A 26,030-nucleotide genomic window follows, 5' to 3' on the forward strand; every position below is an offset into this window, starting at 1 on the left:
GAGCTATCGGGGGACCGGCACGGTCGCCAGGACGCTCTCCAGCACCGCGTCCGCGCTGACACCTTCGAGCTCGGCCTCCGGGCGCACCTGGACCCGATGCCGAAGGCAAGGACGTGCCATCGCCTTCACATCGTCCGGAATCACGTAGTCCCGGCCGGACAGCCACGCCCACGCCCTGGACACGGCCAGCAGGGCAGTAGCGCCTCGCGGCGACACCCCGAGCTGCAGTGACGGCGACTGCCGCGTCGCCCGGCACAGATCCACGACGTACGCGAGCACGTCCTCTCGCACCGCAACCCGGCGTACGGCGGCCTGACCGGCTGCGAGGTCCTCCGGCCCAGCCACCGGACGCAGACCGGCCGCGGCCAGGTCACGCGGGTCGAAGCCTTGCGCGTGCCGGGCGAGTACGGCGATCTCCGCGTCCCGCGGCGGGATGTCGAGCGTGACCTTCAGCAGGAACCGGTCCAACTGGGCCTCGGGCAACGGGTACGTGCCCTCGTACTCGATCGGGTTCTGCGTCGCGGCGACGACGAACGGCACCGGCAGCATCCGCGGCACGCCGTCGACGGTGACCTGCCGCTCCTCCATTGCCTCCAGCAACGCCGCCTGGGTCTTCGGTGGAGTCCGGTTGATCTCGTCGGCCAGCATGATGTTGGTGAACACCGGACCCGGCCGGAACTCGAACTCGCTGCTCTTCGCGTCGTACACGAGCGATCCGGTCACGTCACCGGGCATCAGGTCCGGCGTGAACTGCACCCGCTTGGTGTCCAGCCGCATCGCCATCGACAAGGCGCGCACCATCAGCGTCTTCGCCGTACCGGGCACGCCCTCCAGCAGCACGTGGCCGCGGCAGAGCAGGGCGAGTACCAGCGCGGTCACAGCGGTGTCCTGGCCGACCACCGCCTTGCCGATCTCGGTCCGCAGCGCGACCAGCGCCCGCCTGGCCTGGTCGGCGCTGACCTCGGTAGTCGTCACGGGTGTCGTACCTCCTGCGTCAGTACGTCGAGTTCATGGGACAAGGACATCAGAGCGGCGTCGCTGAGCGGCGGGAGGCCGTAGAGGAGTTCGTACAGCATGGCCGGGTCCCGGCCGGTGCGGGCCGCCACTGTCGCCACGACGGCCGACGGATCGGCGCGCCGGGGGATGCCATGCGCCTTGTGGAGCTTGCCGAGCGCCGACTCGCGCAGTGCGGCCGCAGCGCGGTCCCTGGCTCGTGAGCGTCGATACAGCCGCGCCCGGCCCTCTGTGGTCTCGGCGGCGTGCACGATGACGGGCAGCCGCTCCGCGACGACCGGTCCGAGCCGTCGGCCCCGCCACAACGCCACTACGAGTACGGCGAACGCCAACGCCCACCCGATGTAGCGGATGTCCGGAGGGACCAGTGGAGGGCTGTCGTCGTTGTCGTCGCCGAACCCGCTGGACTCCCACTGCGGCAGGTACCAGGTCAGCTCCCGGTCGGTGCCGATCAGGTTGAGCGCCAGTGCCGCGTTGCCGTCTTCGGCGAGCTGCTCGTTGGTGAACGAGCGGGTCGTGCCCACGACGTCGACGATCCGGCCGTTCGACTCCACCCGGATCACGGTGTTGTTGATGCCGTCGCCGTAGCACGCCTGTGCGCCGTCCGGTGCGGAGTACGTCGAGCCGCCGACGGTCACCGTGCCGGCTTTCACCGCGGCCGGTAGATCGCAGTCCGGCTCACGGCTGTCCGAGGACAGGATCTGTCCGTTGTCCTCCACACCCGGGGCCAGGACCTCCAGCGCTCTGGTGCCGGGACGGATGAGGATCACATGGCTCCAGCCGGCGTCGGCGATCCGCTGCCAGTCGTCGCGGTCGAGCTGGCCCTCAGGGCCGATGAGCAGCGTCTTGCCGGTGCCCGGCTGGACGGCATCATCCAGTACGTCGGTGCCGGTCACCTTCACGCCGTGGTTGCCCAGCAGCGTCGCCAGCGCCCGCGCTCCCTCCGGCTCGGTCGAGTCCGGGCTGAACGGCCCCGAGGTCCGTGCGGTCGTAGCGATCAGTACGACGATTGCCGCCAGCACGATCACCCCGGTCACGAGCAGCGGCGTCCGCAGCGCCCTCCAACTCTCCCCAGCACTCCGCCCAACCGCAGTACTCATCCACTCACCATGACCCGAGCGGTCCGCGCCGCGTCGTCGGCTGCAACGACTGCGGCGTACCGCTCCGGTGTGCCCGGACGGTTTCCGTAGACAACCTCGGTGAACGCGAGCGCGGCCGGCTGCAGCGGCTCCCGCAACGCCGGTGTGGCGCGTCCGGCGTCGGCGACCACCTCGTACGCCGTCCGCCCGGCGCGATCGTCCAGGATCGTGCGCTCGGTCAGCTCTGCCACGCAGGCGCGGAAGCGGCTGCGGATCGCGTGGGTGTAGTCCCCGGACGCCGCCTCCCGCTCCGCCTGAGCCCGGTACTCGGCCGCTGTGCGCGGTCTGGAGGTGTCGAAGACGGTCTGCTTCTCCCGATGACTGGTCCGGAGTACGCCGGCCCGCCACAGCACCACGACGACGATGAGCGCGAGCAGAACGATCAGCATGACCAGACCGGCGTGGCCGTTGGGGGAGGAACCGCTGAGGCTGTCCAGCATGTCGCCGATCCACTGCATGACCTTGTTGAGCGCCTTCTCGATCAGAGAACCGCCGGACTGCCGGTACGCCGACTTCGACAACTCCTCGGCCGCCTCGGCAGCCGCTTGGTCCCGGCCGATGTCCACCGGGGGTTCCTCGAGGAACACGGCGATCACGGAGTACCTCCTGGCCGCAGGACCGGACGCATCCACAGGTCGAGGCCTTCCCGCCGGACCCGCAGATCCAGGTAGATCAGGGCCTGGACGGCGGACATGAAGGCGAGACTGGCGATCAGCGTCATGGCAGTCGCCACGCCTGCCGCCACACCGATCACGACCGCGGCCACCGTGGCGCCGGTGCCGTCGCTGCTGTCGGCCCACGAGCCGACCGTGAGTATCAGCGTGGTCACCCCGAACTGCAAGGCGTACCCGACGATGTTGACCACCAGACCGGCGAACAGCAGGATGCCGAACACCCGCCAGAACTTGCCCCTCACCAGCCGCCAGGAACGCTTCAGCGAACCCCAGATCCCCACCCTGACAGGGATGTAGAGGCCGATGTCGGGTGCGTGCCGGCCCTCCATCAGTACGACGGTTCCGGCCAGCACCAGGCGGATGCCGAAGATCAGCACGAGCACAGCGCCGACCAGCACCAGCACCACGGCCACCGCACCGGCCACGTCGGAGGAGATTGCCGCGTCCGTACCGGCGCCGATGCCGAACACCGCCAGACCCCAACCGGCGATCAGGATGACGAACGAGAGCGACTGGATCAGCCCGACAGCCGCCAGAGCGGGCAGTGAGGGCCGGACCAGCCGCAGCAGCTCGCGCGGGCCGACCCGATGTGCGAGCTGGCTCCGCACGGCAGCGAGGGCGATGATCCCAGCCATCGTGCTCGACACCACCGTGAACAGCACCAGCTGGACGCCGTACGTGAGCAGCAACGCCGCACCGGCCTGCTGGAACGGGTCATCGGACCCGAAGAACCCGCCCAGACCCCCAGGTACGGCGACCTCCGTCAGCACGGCCTGGACGGCGATCAGTGCGATCGCCGCGAGGACCGGGAGGCCCAGCATGATCGTCTTGTTGTCGGAGATGGTCCGGGCCGCGTTGTCGAGCAGGTCCGCGGGCAGCCACGGTCGCAGCGGCTCCGTCGCCGTACCCTCGTGCAGCGTGATATCGCCGGCCGTCTGCTTGGCCACCGTCCACCTCCCGTCCCCGCTGAACCATCGGCCGCACACCGACGTGTGATTATCCAGAAGCTTCGCCCTGGAGTTGTCCCTGGAGTTGTCTTGGACACCCGCAGTGCACCATGATCACAGCCCAACTCGGGGTCACACGGCGATCCGGCGTGTGCACTACCGGGGGAATGGGACACTATCCGTAGTGCGTACGGTCAGCATCCGCTGGGCGCACAACGATCGGACGGCAAGGAGCAGGGCGTGGCAGAAGGCAACCGGACGATGAGAGGCAGAGTTCTTATCGTCGACGACGACACCGCGTTGTCGGAGATGCTCAGCATCGTGCTGCGCAATGAGGGTTACGACACCTATCTGTGCGCAACCGGTGACAAAGCGGTACCAGGGTTCCGGGAGTTCAAACCGGACCTGGTGCTGCTCGACCTGATGCTGCCGGGCATGGACGGGATCGACGTCTGCCGGGCGATCCGGGCCGAGTCCGGCGTACCGATCGTGATGCTGACGGCCAAGAGCGACACCGTCGACGTCGTGCTGGGCCTGGAGTCCGGTGCCGACGACTACGTGGTCAAGCCGTTCAAGCCGAAGGAGCTGGTGGCCCGGATCCGGGCCCGGCTGCGCCGGATGGACGAGCCCGGGCCGGAGTCGCTGACCATCGGCGACCTCACCATCGACGTGGCCGGGCACTCGGTGAAGCGGGCCGGGGAGACCATCCAGCTGACTCCACTGGAGTTCGACCTGCTGGTCTGCCTGGCCTCCAAGCCCTGGCAGGTGTTCACCCGCGAGGTGCTGCTGGAGCAGGTCTGGGGCTACCGGCACGCGGCCGACACCCGGCTGGTCAACGTGCACGTGCAGCGGCTGCGCTCCAAGATCGAGAAGGACCCTGAGCACCCGGAGATCGTGGTCACGGTCCGCGGTGTCGGCTACAAGGCGGGTGCGGACTGATCGAGTACGGACGCGACCCGGAGTCGCAGGCTGTCGCCAACGCCCCGGCTACGACGCTGGGGCCGGAGCAGCAGCCGGCCCTGCCCGAGCAGGACAGGGCCGAGACCCGCGGGACGGAGCTGGAGCTGACCGCCGCCGCGGCTGATTGGCCTGCCTACCCGCAGCCGCTGTGGCGGACGCATCCCAAGCACTGGCCGGACATCTGGCGCCGGTCCATCCAGGCCCGGATCGTCACCGGCACCCTGCTGATGTCGACCGTAGTACTGCTCCTGGTCGGCTGGGTGATGATGAGCCAGGTCACCGACGGTGTGCTGGAGTCCCGTCGTGGCAGCGCGCAGGCGGAGGCGCGGGCGCAGCTGACCTCGCTGTCCAACACCATCAACGCCGCCGACCCCACCACGATCAACCAGCAGCTGTCCGCGCTGGTCCTCGGCACCAACCGCCCCGGCCTGTACGACGTCCTGCTCGTGCCGACCGACACGGCCACCTCGAACGCGATCCGCTACACCGGACTGGTCGACAGCGACTCCATCCCGCCGGCGCTGGCGTCCTCGGTGATGAGCGACGACTCCAAGCTGTGGGACACCTACACGCTGATCAACTACCGCGACGGGCCCAGCGTCCCCGGTCTGGTGATGGGGTCGCAGCTCCGGGTGAACTCCACCGGCGACCGGTACTCCGTCTACTTCCTCTTCCCGCTCACCGCGCAGCAGGAAACGCTTGACGTCGTCCAGCGAGCGCTGGTCACCGCCGGCCTGCTGCTGGTCGTGCTGCTCGGTGCGGTGGCGTGGCTGGTCACTCGTCAGGTCGTCACCCCGGTCCGGATGGCGCGGCGGATCGCGGAGCGGCTGGCCGCGGGCAAGCTCGAGGAGCGGATGCAGGTCCGCGGCACCGACGACCTGGCCCGGCTGGCGGTCTCCTTCAACAAGATGGCGAGCAACCTGCAGCGGCAGATCCGGCGGCTCGAGGAGCTGTCCCGGCTGCAGCGCCGGTTCGTGTCCGACGTCTCGCACGAGCTGCGGACCCCGCTGACCACGGTCCGGATGGCCGCCGACCTGCTGCACGAGAGCCGGGACCAGTTCGACCCGATCAGCCGCCGCTCGGTCGAACTGCTGCAGAACGAGCTCAACCGGTTCGAGGAGCTGCTCGCGGACCTGCTGGAGATCAGCAGGTTCGACGCCGGGGCGGCCGCCTTGGACCTGGAGGACGTGGACCTGCGCGACATCGTCAACCGGGTGCTCGAGAACCACGAGACCCTGCTCCGTCGCAAGGGCTGCGAGGTGCAGCTGGACATGCCGGAGCCGTGCCGCGCGCAGGTGGACGCCCGCCGGATCGAGCGGATCCTTCGGAACCTGATCGGCAACGCCATCGAGCACAGCGAGGGCCTGCCGATCCGGATCAGCACCGCGCACGACGAGGACTCGGCCGCTGTCGCGGTCCGCGACCACGGTGTCGGTTTCCGGGCCGAAGAGGCCGAGATGGTGTTCAGCCGGTTCTGGCGGGCCGACCCGGCCCGGGCCCGGACCACCGGCGGGACCGGCCTCGGTCTGTCGATCGCGCTGGAGGACGCGCGGCTGCACGGTGGCCGGCTGGACGCCTGGGGTTCACCGGGCGAAGGCGCCTACTTCCGCCTCACCCTGCCGCGCCGGCCCGACGTGACGCTGTCCGGATCGCCGCTGCCGGCCCGCCCCGCCGACGCCAGCCGGGTGGTCTCCGACAAGTCGCTGGTCGACGTCGGAGCGCCGTACCAGAAGCTGACGGGTGGTGAGGAGCGGTGAGGCGCAGACTGCTCGGGGCCGTGCTGGCGCTGACGTTGCTGGTCACCGGGTGCGCGACCGTCCCGACCCAGGGGAACATCCGCCAGGGCAGCCGGGAGGGGTTGACGCAGGGCGGGATCGGGGTCGGCGTCGAGGCGAAGCCGCCGCGGGACAACCTGACCGAGCTGGAGCTGGTGAACGGGTTCCTGGAGGCGATGTCGGACACACGGGCCTTTGACGTCGCCCGGCAGTACATGACGGCCGACGCGGCCGCGGCCTGGAAGCCCGAGACGCAGACGATCGTCTACGACCAGCGCCCCGGATCGCTGTCGCCGCAACCAGGCGGTGGTGTGAAGCTGACCGCCCGGAAGATCGCGACCGTCGATGAACGGGGCGAGTGGATCCCGGCGGCGCCGGGCGCCGACCGGGCCGACTTCTTGTTCAAGGTCGCGAAGGTCGACGGCCAGCTGCGGGTCGCTTCGGTGCCGCCCGGGGTCTACCTGGGCAGCAACCAGGTGGACCTCAAACTGGCCCCGCGCGATCTGTACTTCTTCAACCCCGGCCGGGAGTTGCTGGTCCCGGACCCGGTCTACCTGTCGGTGAACCAGTCCCAGGGCCAGGCCGCGACCCAGCTGATCCAGGAGCTGTTGAAGGGCCCGACCAAGAGCCTCGGCAACGGCGTCGTGTCGCTGGCCCCGCCGGGCACCGAGGTGCAGGTGTCCGTCCCGGTCGAGTTCGGCGTCGCCACGGTGGCGCTGAACGACACGGCGGCCGCGCTGCGGGACCAGGACCGCCGGCTGCTCGCCGCCCAGATCGTCTGGACGCTCAACCAGATCAACCTCCGGACCCGGATCACGGTCGGCGGCGCACCGCTGCTTCCGGACGATCCCGACGTACTGCCGTTCAGCAACTTCAGCCAGTACGACCCCTCCATCCCCGGGGGCGCGATGACCACGCTGTACGGCTTGCGGCAGGGCCGGGTGCAGCGGGTCGAAGGGCTGGACGGAGCGTCCGACATCGCCGCCCGGCCACTGGACTCCAGCCTGCTCCACGGGCAGATCGCCGAGTCGTTCGCAGTGAACCTGCGTGGCGACTCCGGCGCCATCGTGACCACCATCGACGGCGAGAAGGTGGTCGCCTACGGTCCGCTGGACAACACCAACAACAGCGACAAGACCGACGACCTTCTCCGCATCAAGACCCTGGGCACGGTGCTGCGGCCGAGCTACGACAACAACGACAACCTGTGGATCCTGGACCGGGCCGACAAGGCGACGCCGCGGCTGCGGGTCCGCAACCGGGACGGGAAGCTCACCGCCGTGACGGTCAGCTTCCGCGGTGACACCCCGCTGGTGCTGCGGATGGCGCCGGACGGTGTCCGGGCGCTGCTGGTGATGCGGTCCAAGGCCACCGGCAAGCCGTACGTCGAGACCGGGGCGATCCAGACCGGCCCCGACGGCAAGCAGTTGCTGCTCGGCAGCCTCCGCAAGCTCGAGCTGGCACTCACCGACATCACCGACGCGGCCTGGAACAAGCAAGGCGTCCTGGTCGCCGGGGCCTCGGGCAACGCCGACCGCGCGCCGTGGCTGGTCAACCTGGACGGTTCCAAGCTCCAGTTGCTGCCCGGTGCGTCCACCGACTTCATCACCCAGCGGCTGGCCTCGAACCCGAACAAGGACACGCTCCCCGCGGTCGAGGACGTCGACGGGCACGTGCACTGGCAGACCCGCGACCTGACCTGGACCGCCATGGAGGACGACGCGAACGCCATACCGTTCATTCCGGTCTACCCGGGCTGACGGAGATATCCACAGGCCCGGGCCGGGGTGGTTGCGGTGCCGGGGCGGCGTCGCCGATCGTGGGTGCGGTGTCGGTCCGGGACGCGTTCGCCGATCTCGTGCTGGGTGGGCGCTGTGCGGGCTGCGACCGGCCCGGAGTCACTCTCTGTGGAGGTTGCCGCGAGCTACTGACCTCGCTGACTCCGTTCCGTGCCTGGCCCGACCCGCGACCCGACGGGCTGCCGCCACCCACAGCGGCAGCGCCGTACGCCGATCAGGTGCGGAAGCTGATCATCGCGCACAAGGAGGAGGCCAGGTACGCGCTGGCTCGTCCGCTCGGGCAGGTCCTGGCGACCGCCGTACTCGCGGCTCTCGGCAACCATCCGGGGGTGTGGGTCTGCCCTGTCCCGTCAGCGCCTTCGACGGTCCGGCAGCGTGGCCACGACCCGTTGACGCGGATCACCAAGGCCGCCGTGCGGGCGCTGCGGCGCGGTGGCGTCGACGCCCGGCCGGCTCCCGCGCTGTCGGTCGTACGGCGTCCTGACGACCAGGCCGGACTGTCCGCGGAACGCCGAACGGCCAACCTGGCCGGGGCTTTCGCGCTTCGTTCGCGCTGGGCTGAAACGCTGACCGATCAACCGGTCTTGCTGGTCGACGACGTGATCACCACCGGTTCCACGCTCAGCGAAGCCTGCCGCGCCTTGGAAATCGGGGGTGTTCCGGTGCTGGGCTGCGCGGTGCTGGCCGCGACCCGCCGGCACCGGCCGTCTGGTTCATGAGAACTTCCCTACCGGTTTTCGCCGAAGCCGACTAGCGTTGGCCTATGACACCCGCACGGGCTTGTCGGGCAGGGAAGTGGTGCAGGACCGGATCAGCCGGAATCCTCACCGCGGAGTCCGATGGGCGTGGAGGCGGGTGTTCTCGTTTCGGGCGCCCCAACCGCAACCGACACAGCGAGACGGAGTGGATTTCACCGGCTGGCGGGGGTCCGGAGACGTAAAAGAAGTCGCCGATCGATGGAGGTTTCCGTGGACGTCGTTGTCAAGGGTCATCACTGCGAGGTCAGTGACCGCTTCCGGCAGTACGTCGAGGAAAAACTCGAGCGGATCGAGAAGGTCGATCACCGGGTACTGCGGTGCGAGGTAGAAGTCAGCCAGGAGAAGAACCCGCGACAGCACGATCGGGCGATGCGTGTCGAGCTCACCATGTACACCAAGGGGCCGGTGGTCCGCGCCGAAGCCTGCGGCGAGACCAAGCAGGCGGCGTTCGACGTCTGCCTCGACCGGCTCCGGGCCCAGGTCCGCAAGGCGGCGGACCGGCGCCGGGTGCACCGCGGTGAGCGATCGCCGGAAGGCCTACGGCACGTGAACGCGAAGCAGCCGCTCAACGGCACACCAGCAGTGGAGGAGACAGTCGCCGACGACGAAGTGGCGACGTACAAGTTCGGATCCCTCACGGTCACCGGGGACGGTCCCCTGGTGATGCGCGAGAAGACCCACACCGCCAAGCCGATGTCCCTGGACCAGGCGCTCTACGAGCTCGAACTGGTCGGGCACGACTTCTATCTCTTCGTGGATGCGGACGAGAACCAGCCCAGCGTCGTCTACCGGCGCCGCGGCTACGACTACGGCGTGATCCGCCTGACCGTCTGATCCACCCCGCTCCGGTCGCGTGAGGCCGACCTCCGAGGTTCCGGGAGGAGCGCAACAACGAAGGGGCCGGGCTGACCAGCCCGGCCCCTCGCGCTTCCCTGCGAACGTCGGCTATCCGTCGATCTGGGACTGGAGCTCGGCGGCGTACGTCGCCACCTCCGCGTAGACGCCCGGGTTCCCGGCGTCCGCACACCCGACACCCCACGAGACCACGCCGAAGAGACGCCCGTTCAGGACCAGCGGCCCGCCCGAGTCGCCCTGGCAGGAGTCCTTGCCGCCGTCCTCGTAGCCGGCGCAGATCTCGCCGTTGGCGGTGTAGCCCTCGCTCGCGTACGCCTGCTCGCAGTACGCGTCACCCAGCACCGGCACGTCCACCTTCTGGAAGGTGTCCGCCGGTCCGGTGCCCTCGGTGTCTCCCCAGCCGTAGACCACCGACGGTGCTCCGGCCGTGTCCGCCCCCGCGTCGGTCTCCAGCGCCAGAGTGGGTACACCGTCGAACGGCGTGGCCAGCGTCATGACAGCCACGTCGTGACCGGGCGCACTGCCGTAGTCCGGGTCCACCCAGATGTTGCTGATCTTGGACTCCTTGCCGCTGGACGTATCGGTCAGCACGTCCCGGCCCTGGATCGCGGTGTAGGTGCTTGCCGACTCCTGGGCGCAGTGCGCGGCGGTCACGATCTTGTTCGCCGCGACCAGCGTCGATCCACACCATTCCTCGGTGGGATCGGGGGAGCCGCTGTTCGACAGCTGAATGGCCCACGGGGTGTCGGCGGTGTGGGCGATGGTGCCGCCGACGATCCGGGTCTTGGGTCCGTCCGGCGCTTCCGCGGCCGATGCGGAGCCGGCTACGGCCACCGCACCGAGGGACGCCGCGGCCAGCACACCGGCTGCCAGGGCAGCACGGACCAACTGCAATCTTCCTGTCATGCCTCACTCCAGGTTGATAGGGGCCACACGGGCGGCGTGGCCTCCTTGGAGCGTCCCCCGAACACCTTCTGTAGCGCACCTCCCACTTACGGTAACTTCCGAGTTATGGCCCGGGGCTCCCACTACAGTTCGGCCGTGCGCGCGCCCCGAACCAACTGGAAGACGGTCTGGCTGAAGCTGGCCGGCGCCGCCGTTCCCCTGGTGACGATCGGTCTCGGCAGTCCGATCATGTTCGGCATCCTGGCCGTCCGGCGGCGGAGTCCGCTGCTTGCCGTGTCCGCGCTGGTCTATCTGGGCACGGCCGTCGCCTTCTGGGTGCCCGGCTGGGGCGAGCCGGATCACCCGAGCCCTGACGCCGTCGTCCTCGTACTGCTGGCCAGCATGGGCGTGGCCACCATCCAGGCCGCGCTGGTCATCGGAGGCCGGAAGAACGGCGGCTTGGTCGACCTCAACGAGGCATCGGTCGAAGTGTTGTCGGCGCTGCCCGGGCTGAATCGGCAGCGCGCGACGGCCATCATGTCGAGCCGCACGCAGACGGGTCGCTTCCGGTCGGTCGACGAGCTGTGGTCCCGAGGGCTGCTGTCCGGCCCGCCGAGCAAGGATCTGGTCGACAGGCTGGTTGTCGTACCGGTCCAGGATCGGCGCTGAGCGGATTCTGTCGGTGGGGTCGGGCAGAATCTCGAACGTGACTACGCAGGTGTTGTCGACGGCACAGGCGCGGCGGGTCGCATTGGCGGCCCAAGGCTTCATGGACCCACGGCCGAAGGGAGTGCCGGATGCCCGGGCGCTGGCCCGTGTGCTCGGCCGGATCGGCCTGATCCAGATCGACTCGGTGAACGTGCTCAGCCGCGCGCAGTACCTGCCGCTCTACTCCCGGCTCGGCCCGTATCCGCGGGCGCTGCTCGACCGTGCGAGCGGCAAGGCGCCCCGGCGCCTGGTCGAGTACTGGGCGCACGAGGCGTCGCTGATCCCGGTCGAGACGCATCCGCTGATGCGCTGGCGGATGGACCGCGCGATGACCGAGGCCTGGGGCGGCCCGCGCGCGATCGCGCAGCAGCGGCCGGACCTGGTCAAGCAGGTGCTCGCCGACGTCCGCGACCACGGCCCGCTGACCGCCCGGGAGATCGACGACGACGTCGAGCGCGAGCGGGACAACTGGGGCTGGAACTGGTCCGACGTCAAGCGGGCCCTCGAGTTCCTCTTCTACGCGGGCCAGATCACGGTGGCTCGCCGCAACCAGCAGTTCGAGCGGCAGTACGACGTACCCGAGCGGGTGCTGCCGTCCGCCGTACTGGCGACGCCGACTCCGTCCGACGCGGAGGCGCACCGGGGGCTGGTGTCGATCGCGGCCAAGGCGCATGGGGTGGCGACCGCGCAGTGCCTGAGGGACTACTTCCGGACCGCGCCGGATCCGACGGCGCAGGCGATCCAGGAGCTGGTCGAGGAGGGCGAGCTGCTGCCGGTGCGGATCGACGGGTGGAAGCGGCCGGCGTACCTGCACCGGGCCGCGCGGCTGCCACGGCGGGTGAACACGCGGGCCCTGGTCAGCCCGTTCGACTCGCTGGTGTTCGAGCGGACCCGGACCGAGGTGCTGTTCGATTTCCGGTACCGGATCGAGATCTATGTGCCGGCCGAGAAACGGATCTACGGGTACTACGTCCTCCCCTTCCTGCTCGGCGACCGGCTGGTCGCGCGGGTGGACCTGAAGTCGGACCGGACGGCCGGCGTACTGCTGGTCCAGTCGGCGCACGCGGAGCCGAAGGCGCCGGTGGAGACCCCGGACGAGCTGGCCGCGGAGCTCGTCCAGCTCGCGGGTTGGCTCGGTCTCGACCAGGTCCGGGTGGTCGGTGGCGGTGACCTCTCGCCTGCGCTGAGTGACGCACTCCGCGGATTCTGAGCGCGGAGCCGGAACTTTTCGGGCTCCCTGAGCGTGGGTCGGGTAAGCCCTACGGCACGCAGCGGGCGTGGCTTGACACACCCGGCCCCGTACCATGGGTCACGCGCGCCCGCCCGTGGGTGGGACGCGCCTGTCGGCTCATGCCGCAACCCAGGCTTCAGCAGCAAGGAGAGAACTCCCCACCATGAAGGTGATCGACAAGGTCCTGCGGATCGGCGAGGGCAAGATCCTGCGTCAGCTCCAGGGCATCGCGAAGATGGTCAACTCGATCGAGGACGACTTCGTCGGCATGTCCGACGAGGAGTTGCGTGGTCAGACCGCGGAGTTCAAGCAACGGCACGAGAACGGGGAGTCGCTCGACTCGTTGCTGCCGGAGGCGTTCGCGGTGGTCCGGGAGGCGGCCAAGCGGACCCTGCACCAGCGCCCGTACGACGTCCAGGTCATGGGCGGCGCCGCGCTGCACCTGGGCAACATCGCCGAGATGAAGACCGGTGAGGGCAAGACTCTGGTCGCCACCATGCCGGTGTACCTGAATGCGCTGTCCGGCCGGGGCGTGCACGTGGTCACGGTGAACGACTACCTGGCCAAGTACCAGGCCGAGTGGATGGGCCGGGTGTACCACTTCCTCGGCCTCGACTACGGCGTGATCCTGCCGGAGATGACCCCTGCCGAGCGCCGGGTGGCCTACGCCAAGGACATCACCTACGGCACCAACAACGAGTTCGGCTTCGACTACCTGCGCGACAACATGGCCAACTCGATCGAGGACCTGGTCCAGCGCGAGCACAACTACGCGGTCGTGGACGAGGTCGACTCGATCCTGGTCGACGAGGCCCGGACCCCGCTGATCATCTCCGGCCCGGCCGAGGACTCGCAGCGCTGGTACGTCGAGATGGCGCGGATCGCCGGCACGCTGAAGCCGCGGATCGCCGACGACAAGGTGCCGGAGGAACAGCGCCCAGTCGCCGACTACGAGGTGGACGAGAAGAAGCGCACCGTCGCCATCCTCGAGCGCGGTATCGAGAAGGTCGAGGACCGGCTCGGCATCGACAACCTCTACGAGTCGGCCAACACCCCGCTGATCAGCTACCTGAACAACGCGCTGAAGGCCAAGGACCTGTTCCGCCGCGACAAGGACTACGTGGTCGTCGAGAACGAGGTGCTGATCGTCGACGAGCACACCGGCCGGACGCTGCACGGCCGCCGCTACAACGAGGGTCTGCACCAGGCGATCGAGGCGAAGGAGAACGTCGAGATCAAGGAGGAGTACCAGACCCTCGCGACGATCACGCTGCAGAACTACTTCCGCCTCTACGACAAGCTGGCCGGCATGACCGGTACGGCGATGACCGAGGCGGCCGAGTTCTCCAAGATCTACAAGCTCGGCGTGGTCCCGATCCCGACCAACAAGCCGATGATCCGCAGCGACGAGCGGGACCTGATCTTCCGCACCGAGGACGCCAAGTTCGACGCGGTGGTCCAGGACATCGTCGAGGTGCACCAGAGCGGTCAGCCGATCCTGGTCGGCACCACGAGCGTGGAGAAGTCCGAGCGGCTGTCCGCCCAGCTGCGCAAGGAGAACGTCGCGCACGAGGTGCTGAACGCCAAGCAGCACGCCCGGGAAGCGGCGATCGTGGCCGAGGCCGGCCGCAAGGGTGCGGTCACGGTGGCCACGAACATGGCCGGCCGTGGTACCGACATCATCCTCGGCGGCAACCCCGAATTCCTGGCCGACAAGGAGTTGCGCGCCCGTGGCATCGACCCGGCCGAGGCGATCGAGGAGTACGAGTCGGCGTACCCGACGATGCTGGAGCAGTTCGAGAAGCAGGTGAAGGACGAGCAGGAGGAGGTCCGCGAGGCGGGCGGCCTGTACGTGCTCGGTACCGAGCGGCACGAGTCCCGCCGGATCGACAACCAGTTGCGCGGCCGGTCCGGCCGGCAGGGCGACCCGGGCCTGTCCCGGTTCTACCTGTCGCTGGAGGACGACCTGATGCGGCTGTTCAAGCGCGAGATGGTCGACTGGGCGATGTCGCGCAACAACGACGACAGCCAGCCGCTGGAGAACAAGGTCGTCACCAAGGCGATCGCGTCGGCACAGTCCCAGGTCGAGGCGCAGAACTTCGAGACCCGGAAGAACATCCTCAAGTACGACGACGTGATGAACCGGCAGCGGCACGTCGTGTACGACGAGCGCCGCCGGGTGCTCGAGGGCGCGGACCTGCGCGAGCAGGTGCAGGACATGCTCGAGGAGACCGTCACCGGGTACGTGCAGGGCGCGACCGCCGACGGGTTCGCCGAGGACTGGGACCTGGACGCCCTGTTCACCGCGCTGAGGACGCTGTACGCGACCGAGGTGACCGAGGACGACCTGATCGAGGAGGCCGGCGGCGAGAAGGCCGGCCTGACCTCGGATTTCCTGATCGAGCGGTTCGTCCTCGACGCCAAGGAGGCGTACGAGCGGCGCGAGGCGACGCTCGGCGAGGAGTCGATGCGTGAGCTCGAGCGCCAGGTCGTGCTGAGCGTGCTGGACCGCAAGTGGCGCGAGCACCTGTACGAGATGGACTACCTGCGTGAGGGCATCGGGCTGCGCGCGATGGCGCAGCGCGACCCCCTAGTCGAGTACCAGCGCGAGGGCTACGACATGTTCGCCGCGATGATGGAGTCGATCAAGGAGGAGTCGGTCGCCTTCATCTTCAACGTCGACGTGAAGGCGATGCAGGAGCAGATGGTGCTCACCGCGGAACCGGACGAGGCCGTCGCCGAGGACGAGGACATCCTGACTCCCGGTGCGCCGGTGGCGGAGTTCCCGGGCCGGCTCCAGGACGAGATCCGCCCGCAGGACGCGCCGCGGCCGCGAGACACCCCGCGCCTGCAGGTCAAGGGCCTGAGTGAACGGCGCCCGCAGCGGCTGTCGTACTCCGCTCCGACCATCGACGGCGACGACGAGGTCTCGCTCCACCAGGACGCGGGCGACGAGGGTGGCCTGCTGTACGCCGGTACCCCGCGCAACGTCGCCTGCCCGTGTGGCTCGGGCAAGAAGTACAAGCGCTGCCATGGCGACCCGCAGTCGGACGCCTACAAGTTCTGACGCCTTCGAGTTCTGCACAGTGTGGCTCCCGCCTTGGCGGGAGCCACACTGCTGTGGTGGTGTGGACGCATGTGGCTGAGGGAGCGGTTCGGGCTGGGGGTGCCCGTGGTGGGCGCGCCGATGGCGAACGTGAGTGGCGGGAAGCTGACGGCCGCGATCTCGGCGGCCGGGGGACTCGGGATTCTGGGGGCCGGGTCGGCGGTCACCGCTGACTGGATCCGGACCGAGGGAGCCGTGGCCGCGGCGGGCGGGAACCCGTACGGGATCGGGCTGATGGCCTGGTCTGTGGACGAGCGGCCCGAGCATCTCGACGCCGTGCTCGAGCTCAAACCGGCCCTGGTGTCGCTCAGCTTCGGGGATTACACGCCGTACGTCGAGGCGCTGCAGAAGGAAGGCATCGTCGTCGCGACTCAGGCGGGGACCGTCGCGGACGCGCGGGAGGCGATCGACGCCGGCGTCGACGTGATCGTGGCGCGTGGTGCCGAGGCCGGCGGTCACGGCCGCAACGAGGTCGCCACACTCCCGCTGCTGCAGGCGATCCTGGACCTCACCGATCGCCCGGTGCTCGCGGCCGGCGGCATCTCCGGTCCGCGCGGGCTGGCCGCCGTACTCGCCGCTGGAGCCGCAGGCGGCTGGATCGGTACGGCGTTCCTCACCTGTGCCGAGGCGTTGACGTCGGAGCCGGTCCGCCGTCGGGTGATCGAGGCGGACGAGACCGACACCGTCTACGGCACGGTCTTCGACGCGGCGTCGCGCGCGGGCTGGCCGGACGAGTTCGGTGGCCGTGCCCTGCGCAACGACTTCTTCGACAGCTGGGTCGGCCGCGAGGAAGAACTGAAGACGCAGGACAGCGGTCACGCGGACTATGTCGAGGGCACCCGCGCCGCCGACCCAACCCGCGCGTCGATCTACGCGGGCCAAGGTGTCGGCGCCCTCACCGGCCAACCGACAGCCGCCGAGGTCCTCGAAGGTTTCGCCGGTTACCGCACCTACCTCCAGGCCGCGAGCAACCAGTGAACCAGGTGGCACCGGGCAGCGGGCGGACGACTCTGGCGACTGTCGCCGCTGCGGCCGGGGTGTCGACGGCGACGGTCTCGAAGGTTCTCAACGCACGCCCGGACGTCGGCCAGGAGACCCGGGTCCGGGTCGAGCGAGCGCTCGCTGACCACGGGTACGTCCCGCAACGCCAGCGGGGCGCACGGAAGAAGACGCGGATCCGAACCGTCGGGCTCGTCTGCGACGACCTGCTCTCGCCGTACACCGTCGAAGTCCTGCGCGGCGTCAGCGGCGCCGCCGCGGAGGCCGAGGTCGACGTGGTGGTCGCCCTGCTCGATGACGTCCTGGGCGGCTCGTCGTCGGATGCCTGGGTACGGCGACTGCGCGCTGCCGGGCACGAAGGGATGATCGTCGTCGCCTGTGAACTCACCGAGCTGCAGGGTGCTGCCGTCGACCGTGCCGGTCTGCCCCTGGTGGCGATCGATGCGCTGAGCCTTCCCTCGATCGAGGTGGCCACTGTTGGCGCGACCAACGGCACCGGTGCGTTGGGTGCGACCGAGCACTTGATCGGGTTGGGGCACGAGCGGATCGCCTTCGTCGGTGGGCCGGAGTCGTCGTCCTGCGGACAGGCCCGGCTGCATGGCTATCTCGCCGCGATGACGAACGCCGGTCTGCACGTCGACGCAGAGCTCATCTCGCACGGCCTGTACATCACCGCGACCGGTGTCGCGGAGGGCCGGCGCCTGCTCGGGTTGGAGCGACCGCCCACCGCCGTCCTCGCCGCCAACGATCCGATCGCCATCGGAGTGATCGAAGCGGCCCGGCTGCAGGGACTTGCGGTGCCGGCGGATCTGAGCGTCGTCGGCTTCGACGACACCTTCCTGGCCGAGTCGTCGACGCCGCCGCTGACCACCGTGCGACAGCCCCTGCAGCAGATGGGTGCCTTCGCGTTCGAGTCGCTGATGCGTCTGGTCGGCGGCCGTGCCCTGGACACGTCCCACATCGAGCTGGCGACCGAGCTCGTCGTCCGGGAATCGACCGCGCGCTTGCTCTAGGCAACCGCCGGGAAGCGGGCGGGAAGGTCCGGGGAAGGTGCTCCTCCTAGCGTCGTCGGCAGTTGTCCACGACGCCGGACATCCGGCGCGATCAGGGGAGGATTCATGACCACGACGACCGAGAAGCCACGCCGCAACGGCGTGGACACCGCGACGCTCTTCGCCACCCTCGACGCGGTCAAGGGGCAGAACGAGATCGCGAAGTTCCAGTTCAGGGCGAGCAACACCTGGCAGACCGGCACGCACAGCCGCTCCACCGCGTCGGGCTTCTTCGGTGCCATGCAGGAACTGCGGCACACGTCCGACACCGTGCTCGACTTCGACCACCCGGCGGTCCTCGTCGGCACGGACAACGGGCCGACACCGGTGGAGTACCTGCTGCACGCGATCGCCGCCTGCCTGACGGCCGGCATCGCCAACATCGCCGCGGCGCGGGGAGTCGAGCTGACCAAGGTCACCTCGACGGTCGAGGGCGACATCGATCTGCTCGGGATCCTGGGGCTGTCGGACGGGTCCGTCCGCAACGGGTACGAGCAGATCCGGGTGTCGCTCGCCATCGAGGGCGACGCCGACGACGAAACCCTGCGCGGCATCGTCGAGCAGTCCCGGCGCCGTTCGGCCGTGTACGACGTACTCGCCAACCCGACGTCCGTCGTGATCGACGTGGTCACCGGCTGACACCTCAGCCGCAGCCAGGGAGGGGAGCACGATGCGGACCATCGACACGATCGTGATCGGCGCCGGGCACGCGGGGCTCGCGGTGAGCCGGCTGCTCACCGGGGCCGGTCGCGACCACGTGGTGATCGAGCGGGGCAGGATCGCCGAGCGGTGGCGCACCGAGCGCTGGGACTCGCTCCGGCTGGTCAATCCGAACTGGATGCTCCGGCTGCCGGACTGGGAGTACGACGGCCCCGAGCCGGATGGATACCTGAGCGCCGGCCGGTTCGTTCGCCATCTGGTGCAGTACGCCGATTCGTTCGGTGCCCCGGTGGTGTCCGAAGCAACGGTGCTGGAGGTCACCCAGGCGAGCTCCGGGGGTTATCGAGTGGTCACCGATCGCGGTAGCTGGCGAGCCAGGCATGTCGTGATCGCGACCGGGCCGCACGGTGCGCCACGAGTGCCGGCCGGACTCGGCGCGGCTGAGGTCCTGACCGCGAACAACTACCGCTCGCCGGGCCTGCTCGCTCCCGGAGGCGTGCTGGTGATCGGTGCCTCGTCGTCCGGTGTGCAGATCGCCGACGAGCTCAACCGGGCCGGCCGGCAGGTACACCTGTCGGTCGGCCGGCACACCAGGATGCCTCGCTGCTACCGCGGCATGGACATCTTCTGGTGGCTGGAGAGCATCGGGCGGCTGGCCCGGACGATCGACGACGTACCCGATCGGGCGGCTGCTCGGCGGGAGCCGTCGATGCAGTTGATCGGGCACCGGCCGGGAGAGCGGCCGCGCCAGGTCGACCTGCCGACGCTGCAGGGTGCCGGGGTTCGGTTGCTCGGCCGCTTCGACGGTATGGACGGATCGCGGGCGCTGTTCCGGCTGGACTTGGCTGACAGCGCGGCGACCGCCGATCTGCGGATGCATCGGCTGCTCGACGCGGTCGACGAGTACATCGCGTGCACCGGCCTCACCAGCGAGGTCCCGCCGGCCATCCGCCCACCCAGCCTCGCTGCACCGGCGGAAAGCGTCGACCTGTCGATGGCGGGTATCGGGACCGTGCTCGTCGCTACCGGCTACCGGCCCGAGTACCCGTGGCTCCGGTTGCCGATCGTCGGTCCTGACGGCTACATCCAGCAGGACCGCGGCATCACTGCTGCTCCTGGGGTGTACGTCGTCGGGCAGCGGTTCCAGTACCGGCGTGACTCGGGCTTCATCGACGGCGCCCGTCACGACTCCCACACCGTCGTACAGCACCTGCTGACGGCCTGCACGGTGGAGTCGGCGCGATGAGCACGCCGTACGACGTCCTGGTTGTCGGCGGACGGGTGGCAGGGGCATCGACCGCCATGCTGCTCGCCCGGGCAGGTGCTCGCGTCGCTCTGGTCGAGCGTTCTGCCTATGGCAGCGACACTGTCTCCACCCATGGCCTCATGCGCGCAGGGGTTCTGCAACTGTCGAGGTGGGGCCTGCTGGACACGCTGACCGCCGCCGGCACACCACCGATCCGCGAGACGACCTTCCATTACAGCGATCGCGAGGACCAGCGGGTCACCATCCGTGCCAAGGGTGGTGTGGACGCCTTGTACGCACCTCGCCGGCAGGTGCTCGACCGGATCCTCGTCGACGCGGCCGCTGATGCCGGAGCCGACGTACGGCATCGAACCGCGGTCACGATGGTGCTGCGAGACGACAGTGGACGCGTCACTGGTGCTCACGTTCAAGATCGTGCGGGGCGTACCGCGGATCTCCACGCCAGGTTGACGATCGGCGCCGATGGCATCCGGTCCGTCGTCGCATCCGCAGTCGACGCTCCCGTCGTACTGCGAGGCGAGTCGCGCAGCGCCATCCTCTATCGGTACTACGCCGGGCTGCGGACTACCGGGTACGAGTGGGCGTACGCACCCGGTGCAGGCGCCGGTTTCCTGCCCACCAACGAGGAGCTGACCTGCGTTTTCGTTGCGACGACTCCGGTGCGGATGCGAGCCCTGCGCCGGGCCGGGGCCGAGGAAGCGTTCGTCACACTGCTCACGGAGACAGGCTTGGCCGAGCGCGTGTTCTCGGCAGAGCCGACTGGCCGCCTGCATGGTTGGGCTGGTGCCGCAGGGTTCATGCGCCAGTCGGTGGGGCCGGGCTGGGCGCTGGTCGGGGACGCGGGCTACTACAAGGACCCGATCACCACCCACGGCATGACGGACGGTCTGCGTGACGCCGAGCTCCTGACTGACGCGATCCTCCAAGGCCCGGAGGCGGTCGCGTTGACGCAATACCAGGCCACGCGGGACCGGCTCTCGCGCCGGTTCTTCGACGCCACCGAGAGCGTCGCGTCGTACGCGTGGAGTATGGACGAGGTCCGGCTTCTGCTGCGGGAGGTCAGCTCCGCGATGCGGGACGAGGTCGAACACCTGCGGTCGCTGGCAATCCCGTACTCCGTGCTGTAGCTGGGGGTCGTCCAGGCGCCTACGATCCGAGATGTGCAGGTCAGGGTTCGGCTGCTGGGCGGGTTCACCGTCGTTGTCGACGGCACGCCGATTCCCAACGGACGGTGGAGCCGCCGCCAGGCCGCCACGCTGGTCAAGCTGCTCGCGCTGGCGCCCGGCGGCAGACTGCACCGGGACCGGGTCGTGGATGCGCTGTGGCCGGAGCTCACGCTGGATGCCGCGCTTCCGCGGCTGCACAAGGCCGCCCACTATGCCCGGGCCGTCTTCGACGACCGGGACGCCGTCGTACTGAAGGACGAGGTCGTCGCGCTCTTTCCCGACGCGTCTCTCGAGGTCGATGCCGGACGGTTCGAAGCGGCCGCCAGGGATGCGCTCGCAGGCGAGCCGGCGTCGCCCGAACTGTGTGCCACTGCTCTGGACCTGGCTGGTGAGTTGCTGCCGGACGACCTGGCCGAGCCGTGGCTGGACGATCCGCGCGAGCAGCTTCGGCTGCGGGTCATGCGACTGCTGCGGTGCGCGGGTCGCTGGGAGGACCTCCTGGCGATGGACCCGGCGAACGAGGAGGCCCACGTCGAGCTCCTGCGCGAAGCGGTCGTGGCTGGTGATCGAACGAACGGGCTCCGCCGCTACGACCGGATGGAACGCGCTCTGGCCACCGAGCTCGGCATCTCGCCGGGTCCGGAAGCCGTCGTACTGCGTGAACGCCTTCTGACGTCCGTGACCCCGTCTAAGCAGACGGAGTTGGTCGCGGAACCGCACGCTTCGACCCTGGTCGAGCGGGACGCCGAGTTGGCGGAGCTCAGAGGCGCGGCCGGCGCGGCTGTCAGCGAAGGCCGCGGTGTCGTCATCCTGGTCTCGGGGGAAGCCGGCGCCGGCAAGACGGCCTTGGTTCACGCGTTCCTCGATGGGCTGGCGCCCGCGATCAACGTGGCGATCGGAGACTGTGACGACCTGCTCGCGCCACGCAGCCTCGGGCCGTTCCGCGACATGGCCGAGCATGACGCCGAGCTCGCCGCCGCGTTGTCCGCCGATCGGCCGGACGGCGCGCTGTTGCGCGTCTTCTCCGAGCGTCCCTCGGTCGTCGTGGTGGAGGACATCCACTGGGCCGACGATGCGACGCTCGACGCGATCCGCTTCCTCGCCCGCAGGTTCCCGGGCATCCCGGCCGTGCTCCTGGTGACGTTCCGGGAGACCGGGATCGATCCGGGACACCCGCTGCGGCAGCTGCTCGGCAGCCTGACCGGTTCCTCGGTACGACGGGTGACACTGCCGCCGCTGACCGTCGATGCTGTGCGGCAACTCGGGCCCGCCACCGCGAGTCAGGCCGACGAGATCCATCGGGTCACCCAGGGGAATCCGTTCTTCGTCACCGAAGTGCTCGCCGCCGGTGGGGGTGGCGACGTACCGCAGACGGTCCGCGACGCCGTACTGGCGCGCCTGGGCAAACTCTCGGCTCCGGTGCGAACGCTGGTGGAACGCCTGTCGGTCATCCCGACCCGGGCGGAACGGTGGCTGGCCGAGAGTCTCGCGGAGGGCGATCCAGCGGTACTGATCGAGGCCGAGCGTTCTGGGATGGTCATCGGAGCCGACACGACGGTCGCGTTCCGCCACGAGCTGGCCAGGCGCGTGATCGAGGCCACGCTCACTGCGGGCGAGCGGGTCCAGGCCAACCGCGTCGTGGTCGACGTACTCCTCGGGCGTCCTGTGGTGGAGCCCGCTCGGCTGGTGCACCACGCGGAGCGCGGCGGGCGGGTCGATGTCATCCTGGAGCACGGTCCGTCCGCCGCGCTCGAAGCCGCCCGACTCGGTGCCCACCGCCAGGCGGCCGGCGTATTGGACGTCGTACTGCGGCATCGGGAGCTGCTCGGCGATCACCAGGCAGCCGACCTGTTCACCCGACGGGCCTACTCGCTGTACGTCGTGAATCGATTCGAGGCCGCACTGGAGTCCGCCGAGTGCGGTGTCGGTGCCGCCGAGGCAGCCGGCGACGCAATCCTCCAGGCAGACGCGCTGATGGTGCTCGCACGGGTGGCCCTGTTCGCGAGCGGCCCGCTCCGCTCGCGGCGGGCGGCCGAGCAAGCTGCGGACCTGCTGGAGCCGACGGGTGACGACGCGCGGCTCGCGGCCGCGCTGATCGAGCAGGCCCGCGCTCACAGCAATCTGGCGACGATCGGGATTGTCGCGGAGCCTGGCGAGCGGGCTGAGGCTTACGCCGAGCGGGCGCTCGCCATCGGGCAGAGCTTGGGCCGGAGCGATCTGGAGGCACAGGCCGGGTGCTACCTCGGTGACGCCCGGCTGGCCCGGGGTGACCTGCGCGGCGACGAGGATCTGCGCCGCGCCATCTCCCTGGCCGGGGCGGACAGCCGCGTGGAGACAGTGGTGCGGTGCTACGTGAACGCCGCCGGCGGCGCCTACCGCAGCGGCCGGTTCGACGATGCGGAGAAGTACGTCGCCGGCGGTCTGCGGGCCGCGGCGGACGGTGAGTTCTTCGCCGGCCAGTACCGCCTGCGCCTCACCGCGGCTGCGGTGCAGGCGAGCAGAGGACAGTGGGACCGCGCCATCGCCGAACTCCGCGCCCTGCTGGACAGTCCGGGCGAGCCGGGGGTGATGGCAGCGCTCGCCGGCAACCTGCTGGCTCGGCTTCTCGCGCGGCGCGGAGACGGCGAAGCGGGTGATGTGCTGGCGGCGGCGCTGGCCGCCCGCCCGATCGCGGACGACGGCTACGTCGAGGGCACGCTGGCGGTCGCGCGGATCGAGCTCGGATGGCTGGATGGCTCCCTGGGCGCCTTCACCGACGACGCCCGGCTGGCGCTGACCCTCGTCAAGGAGGCGGAACACCGCACGATGCAGGCCGAGCTGTCTGCCTATCTGGTCCGAGCCGGCATCGACGTCGCTGCTCCGGCCGGAGCGCCCGGCCCCTGGGCCGCCACTCTCGCCGGACGCTGGGAGGAGGCGGCGACCGCTTGGGCCGCCTTGGGTGATCGCTACGAGCAGGCGGTCGTGCTGGCAACGGCTCCGGACCGCCGCGCACGGGCGCAGGGCCAGGTCCTGCTGCGCGACCTCGGAGCCGCCGGTACGGCGCTCGCGGTCTGAGACATACCACTCGACGATGTGGTCTTGACGAGCACCGTTTAAACCGGTTTAGATAGGCCTTAAACCGGTTTAAATCCCGCCAGACGAGGTGTCGATGAGCAAGCAGCGGCCGACGATCGCGGATGTCGCGCAGCGGGCCGGCGTGTCCAAGGGCGCGGTCTCGTTCGCGCTGAACGGGCGGCCGGGGCTGGCGCGGGCGACCGTCGACAAGATCCTCGCCGCGGCCGACGACCTCGGCTGGCGGCCGAGCAACCGCGCCCGCTCGCTGTCGGTCTCGAAGGCGTTCGCCCTCGGACTGGTGATCACCCGGGATCCGGCTGTGCTGTCCTCGGACCCGTTCTTCCCGGCCTTCATCGCCGGCGTCGAGAGCGTGCTGTCCTCGCGAGGACAGGCGCTGGTGCTGCAGGTCGTCACGGCCGGCGAGGAAGAGGAAGCCGGCTACCGGCGGCTGGCGCAGGACGCCCGGGTGGACGGGGTGTTCCTGTCCGACCTCCGGCACGACGATCCGCGGATCGCCCTGCTGACGGAGTTGGGCCTGCCCGCCGTGACGCTGAACCGGCCCGACGGGACGTCGCCGTTCCCCGCCGTCATCCTGGACGACCGGCCCGGGACCGTCGCGGTCGTCGAGCATCTGATCCACCTCGGCCACACCCGGATCGCGCACGTCGCCGGTCCGCAGGCGTTCGTGCACGCGACCGCCCGGTCCACCGCACTGCTCTCAACGCTCGCCGCCGCCGGCCTGGAGCCGGTCGCGGTGGAAACCAGCGACTTCACCGCCGCTGGTGGGATCGAAGCCACCCGGCGGCTGCTCACCCTGTCGCAGCCGCCGACCGCGATCGTCTACGCCAACGACCGGATGGCGATCGCGGGCCTGGGTGCCGCCCAGGCTGCCGGGCTCACCGTGCCCGACGACCTGAGCATCGCCGGCTTCGACGACAGCGAACTGGCCGAGTACGTCCACCCCGGCCTGACCACGGTCCGCGCCGATCCGTTCGCCTTCGGAGAGGCCGCGGCCCAAACCCTCAACCTGGTCGTCGACGGCGCCACCGACGTCCCCGACGTCGAGTTGCCACCGGCGCAGCTCGTCGTACGGCGCTCCACCGGCGCGCCACCATCACTGGGGTCCCCTTCCCCTGCCTAGCTGGAGGAACATCATGAAGTTGCAAGCTGGATTGCTGGCGCTCGTACTGGCCGGCTCGCTCGCCGCGTGTGGCGACAGTGGCGGTGGCTCTGGTGACGCCGACGCCGCTGCCTCGGCCCGCGGGCCGATCAGCATCTGGTACTCGAACAACGCCGAGGAAGTGGCCTGGGCCAAGCAGATGGTCGCGGGCTGGAACTCGGCGCACGCGGACCAGAAGGTCACCGCGCAGGAGATCCCGACCGGGAAGAGCTCCGAGGAGGTCATCGGTGCCGCGATCACGGCGGGTAACGCGCCCTGCCTGATCTTCAACACCTCGCCTGCCTCGGTCTCGCAGTTCCAGAAGCAGGGCGGGCTGGTGCCGCTGGACTCCTTCTCCGATGGCAAGTCCTACATCGAGGACCGCTCCGGTGACATCGCGCAGCAATACAAGTCGTCCGACGGCAAGTACTACCAGCTGCCGTGGAAGTCGAACCCGGTGATGATCTTCTACAACAAGAAGGCGTTCGCGAAGGCCGGGATCGACACCGCCAAGCCGCCGCTGGCGACGTACGACGAGTTCCTCGCCACGGCCCGCAAGGTGGTCGCGGCGAAGGCGGCGAAGTTCGCCATCTACCCGGCGCCGAGCAACGAGTTCTACCAGTCCTGGTTCGATTTCTACCCGTTGTTCGCGGCCGAGAGCGGCGGCAAGCAGTTGGTGGAGGACGGCAAGGCGCAGTTCAACTCCGACGAGGGTAAGAAGGTCGCGGCGTTCTGGCGGACGATGTACGCCGACAAGCTCGCCTCGCAGGAGAAGTACACCGGTGACGCGTTCGTCGATGGCACCGCCGCGATGGCCGTGGT

21 protein-coding genes are annotated in these 26,030 nt (G+C 69.6%); 16 read left to right on the forward strand and 5 right to left on the reverse strand.

Annotation, left to right across the window (positions count from 1 at the left end):
* Positions 1 to 3 precede the first annotated feature (3 nt).
* From ACIBG5_RS14490 to ACIBG5_RS14505, 4 genes are read right to left on the reverse strand one after another with little or no spacing between them, the layout of a single operon-like run.
* Positions 4 to 975, reverse strand: a complete 972-nt coding sequence (locus tag ACIBG5_RS14490) for a MoxR family ATPase (RefSeq protein WP_360438203.1) — start codon at positions 973 to 975, stop codon at positions 4 to 6.
* On the reverse strand, positions 972 to 2,114 hold the full coding sequence (locus ACIBG5_RS14495) for a DUF4350 domain-containing protein (protein ID WP_396392006.1): 1,143 nt from the start codon (positions 2,112 to 2,114) through the stop codon (positions 972 to 974). The genes ACIBG5_RS14490 and ACIBG5_RS14495 overlap by 4 nt, the downstream gene beginning before the upstream one ends.
* Positions 2,111 to 2,749 (reverse strand): DUF4129 domain-containing protein, encoded by a 639-nt coding sequence (locus tag ACIBG5_RS14500; protein ID WP_396392007.1) that lies wholly within the window; start codon positions 2,747 to 2,749, stop codon positions 2,111 to 2,113. Before ACIBG5_RS14500 ends, ACIBG5_RS14495 begins: the two co-directional genes overlap by 4 nt.
* Positions 2,746 to 3,774: a hypothetical protein gene (locus ACIBG5_RS14505; RefSeq protein ID WP_396392008.1), complete on the reverse strand. Its 1,029-nt coding sequence runs from the start codon at positions 3,772 to 3,774 to the stop codon at positions 2,746 to 2,748. Before ACIBG5_RS14505 ends, ACIBG5_RS14500 begins: the two co-directional genes overlap by 4 nt.
* A 261-nt stretch (positions 3,775 to 4,035) precedes the next feature.
* Here ACIBG5_RS14505 and mtrA point away from each other — a divergent pair, with 261 nt between their 5' ends.
* The 5 genes from mtrA to hpf all read left to right on the forward strand — a co-directional run bounded on the left by mtrA (position 4,036) and on the right by hpf (position 9,900).
* A complete protein-coding gene (gene mtrA / locus ACIBG5_RS14510; protein WP_360439112.1) occupies positions 4,036 to 4,713 on the forward strand; it encodes an MtrAB system response regulator MtrA in 678 nt (225 codons plus the stop codon).
* A 215-nt stretch (positions 4,714 to 4,928) separates the two neighbouring features.
* Positions 4,929 to 6,491, forward strand: a complete 1,563-nt coding sequence (mtrB, locus tag ACIBG5_RS14515) for an MtrAB system histidine kinase MtrB (protein WP_396392043.1) — start codon at positions 4,929 to 4,931, stop codon at positions 6,489 to 6,491.
* Positions 6,488 to 8,269 carry an LpqB family beta-propeller domain-containing protein gene (locus tag ACIBG5_RS14520; protein ID WP_396392009.1) on the forward strand — a complete coding sequence of 594 codons (1,782 nt, stop codon included), beginning with the start codon at positions 6,488 to 6,490 and terminating at the stop codon, positions 8,267 to 8,269. Before mtrB ends, ACIBG5_RS14520 begins: the two co-directional genes overlap by 4 nt.
* Positions 8,270 to 8,337: 68 nt before the next feature.
* Complete coding sequence (locus tag ACIBG5_RS14525) at positions 8,338 to 9,027, forward strand: ComF family protein (protein ID WP_396392010.1); 690 nt, start codon at positions 8,338 to 8,340, stop codon at positions 9,025 to 9,027.
* 249 nt (positions 9,028 to 9,276) lie between these two features.
* Positions 9,277 to 9,900, forward strand: a complete 624-nt coding sequence (gene hpf / locus ACIBG5_RS14530; protein ID WP_202873214.1) for a ribosome hibernation-promoting factor, HPF/YfiA family — start codon at positions 9,277 to 9,279, stop codon at positions 9,898 to 9,900.
* 111 nt (positions 9,901 to 10,011) lie between these two features.
* Here hpf and ACIBG5_RS14535 read toward each other — a convergent pair whose 3' ends face one another.
* Complete coding sequence (locus tag ACIBG5_RS14535; RefSeq protein ID WP_396392011.1) at positions 10,012 to 10,827, reverse strand: S1 family peptidase; 816 nt, start codon at positions 10,825 to 10,827, stop codon at positions 10,012 to 10,014.
* Positions 10,828 to 10,962: 135 nt separating this feature from the next.
* On the opposite strand from ACIBG5_RS14535, the gene ACIBG5_RS14540 reads away from it, so the two are divergent.
* From ACIBG5_RS14540 to ACIBG5_RS14590, 11 genes are all read left to right on the forward strand, one after another.
* The gene (locus ACIBG5_RS14540) at positions 10,963 to 11,475 is read left to right on the forward strand and encodes a ComEA family DNA-binding protein (RefSeq protein ID WP_396392012.1); all 513 of its coding nucleotides are present in this window, start codon (positions 10,963 to 10,965) and stop codon (positions 11,473 to 11,475) included.
* Positions 11,476 to 11,575: 100 nt separating this feature from the next.
* Positions 11,576 to 12,724 carry a winged helix-turn-helix domain-containing protein gene (locus tag ACIBG5_RS14545; RefSeq protein ID WP_396392044.1) on the forward strand — a complete coding sequence of 383 codons (1,149 nt, stop codon included), beginning with the start codon at positions 11,576 to 11,578 and terminating at the stop codon, positions 12,722 to 12,724.
* Between the two features lie 184 nt (positions 12,725 to 12,908).
* The gene (gene secA, locus ACIBG5_RS14550; RefSeq protein WP_396392013.1) at positions 12,909 to 15,812 is read left to right on the forward strand and encodes a preprotein translocase subunit SecA; all 2,904 of its coding nucleotides are present in this window, start codon (positions 12,909 to 12,911) and stop codon (positions 15,810 to 15,812) included.
* Positions 15,813 to 15,881: 69 nt separating this feature from the next.
* Positions 15,882 to 16,829 (forward strand): NAD(P)H-dependent flavin oxidoreductase, encoded by a 948-nt coding sequence (locus ACIBG5_RS14555; protein ID WP_396392014.1) that lies wholly within the window; start codon positions 15,882 to 15,884, stop codon positions 16,827 to 16,829.
* Positions 16,826 to 17,863 (forward strand): LacI family DNA-binding transcriptional regulator, encoded by a 1,038-nt coding sequence (locus ACIBG5_RS14560; RefSeq protein ID WP_396392015.1) that lies wholly within the window; start codon positions 16,826 to 16,828, stop codon positions 17,861 to 17,863. Before ACIBG5_RS14555 ends, ACIBG5_RS14560 begins: the two co-directional genes overlap by 4 nt.
* Positions 17,864 to 17,968: 105 nt before the next feature.
* Positions 17,969 to 18,541, forward strand: a complete 573-nt coding sequence (locus tag ACIBG5_RS14565) for an OsmC family protein (RefSeq protein WP_396392016.1) — start codon at positions 17,969 to 17,971, stop codon at positions 18,539 to 18,541.
* A gap of 31 nt (positions 18,542 to 18,572) precedes the next feature.
* A complete protein-coding gene (locus ACIBG5_RS14570; RefSeq protein WP_396392017.1) occupies positions 18,573 to 19,808 on the forward strand; it encodes an NAD(P)-binding domain-containing protein in 1,236 nt (411 codons plus the stop codon).
* Positions 19,805 to 20,956: an NAD(P)/FAD-dependent oxidoreductase gene (locus ACIBG5_RS14575; RefSeq protein ID WP_396392018.1), complete on the forward strand. Its 1,152-nt coding sequence runs from the start codon at positions 19,805 to 19,807 to the stop codon at positions 20,954 to 20,956. Before ACIBG5_RS14570 ends, ACIBG5_RS14575 begins: the two co-directional genes overlap by 4 nt.
* Before the next feature lie 33 nt (positions 20,957 to 20,989).
* Positions 20,990 to 24,049 carry an ATP-binding protein gene (locus ACIBG5_RS14580; protein ID WP_396392019.1) on the forward strand — a complete coding sequence of 1,020 codons (3,060 nt, stop codon included), beginning with the start codon at positions 20,990 to 20,992 and terminating at the stop codon, positions 24,047 to 24,049.
* Positions 24,050 to 24,143: 94 nt separating this feature from the next.
* Complete coding sequence (locus tag ACIBG5_RS14585) at positions 24,144 to 25,190, forward strand: LacI family DNA-binding transcriptional regulator (protein ID WP_396392020.1); 1,047 nt, start codon at positions 24,144 to 24,146, stop codon at positions 25,188 to 25,190.
* Between the two features lie 13 nt (positions 25,191 to 25,203).
* A partial coding sequence (locus tag ACIBG5_RS14590; RefSeq protein ID WP_396392021.1) for an ABC transporter substrate-binding protein occupies positions 25,204 to 26,030 on the forward strand: 827 nt, incomplete at its 3' end.

The organism is Kribbella sp. NPDC050241 (assembly GCF_044459685.1).
In the GTDB taxonomy this organism is placed as follows: Bacteria; Actinomycetota; Actinomycetes; order Propionibacteriales; family Kribbellaceae; genus Kribbella.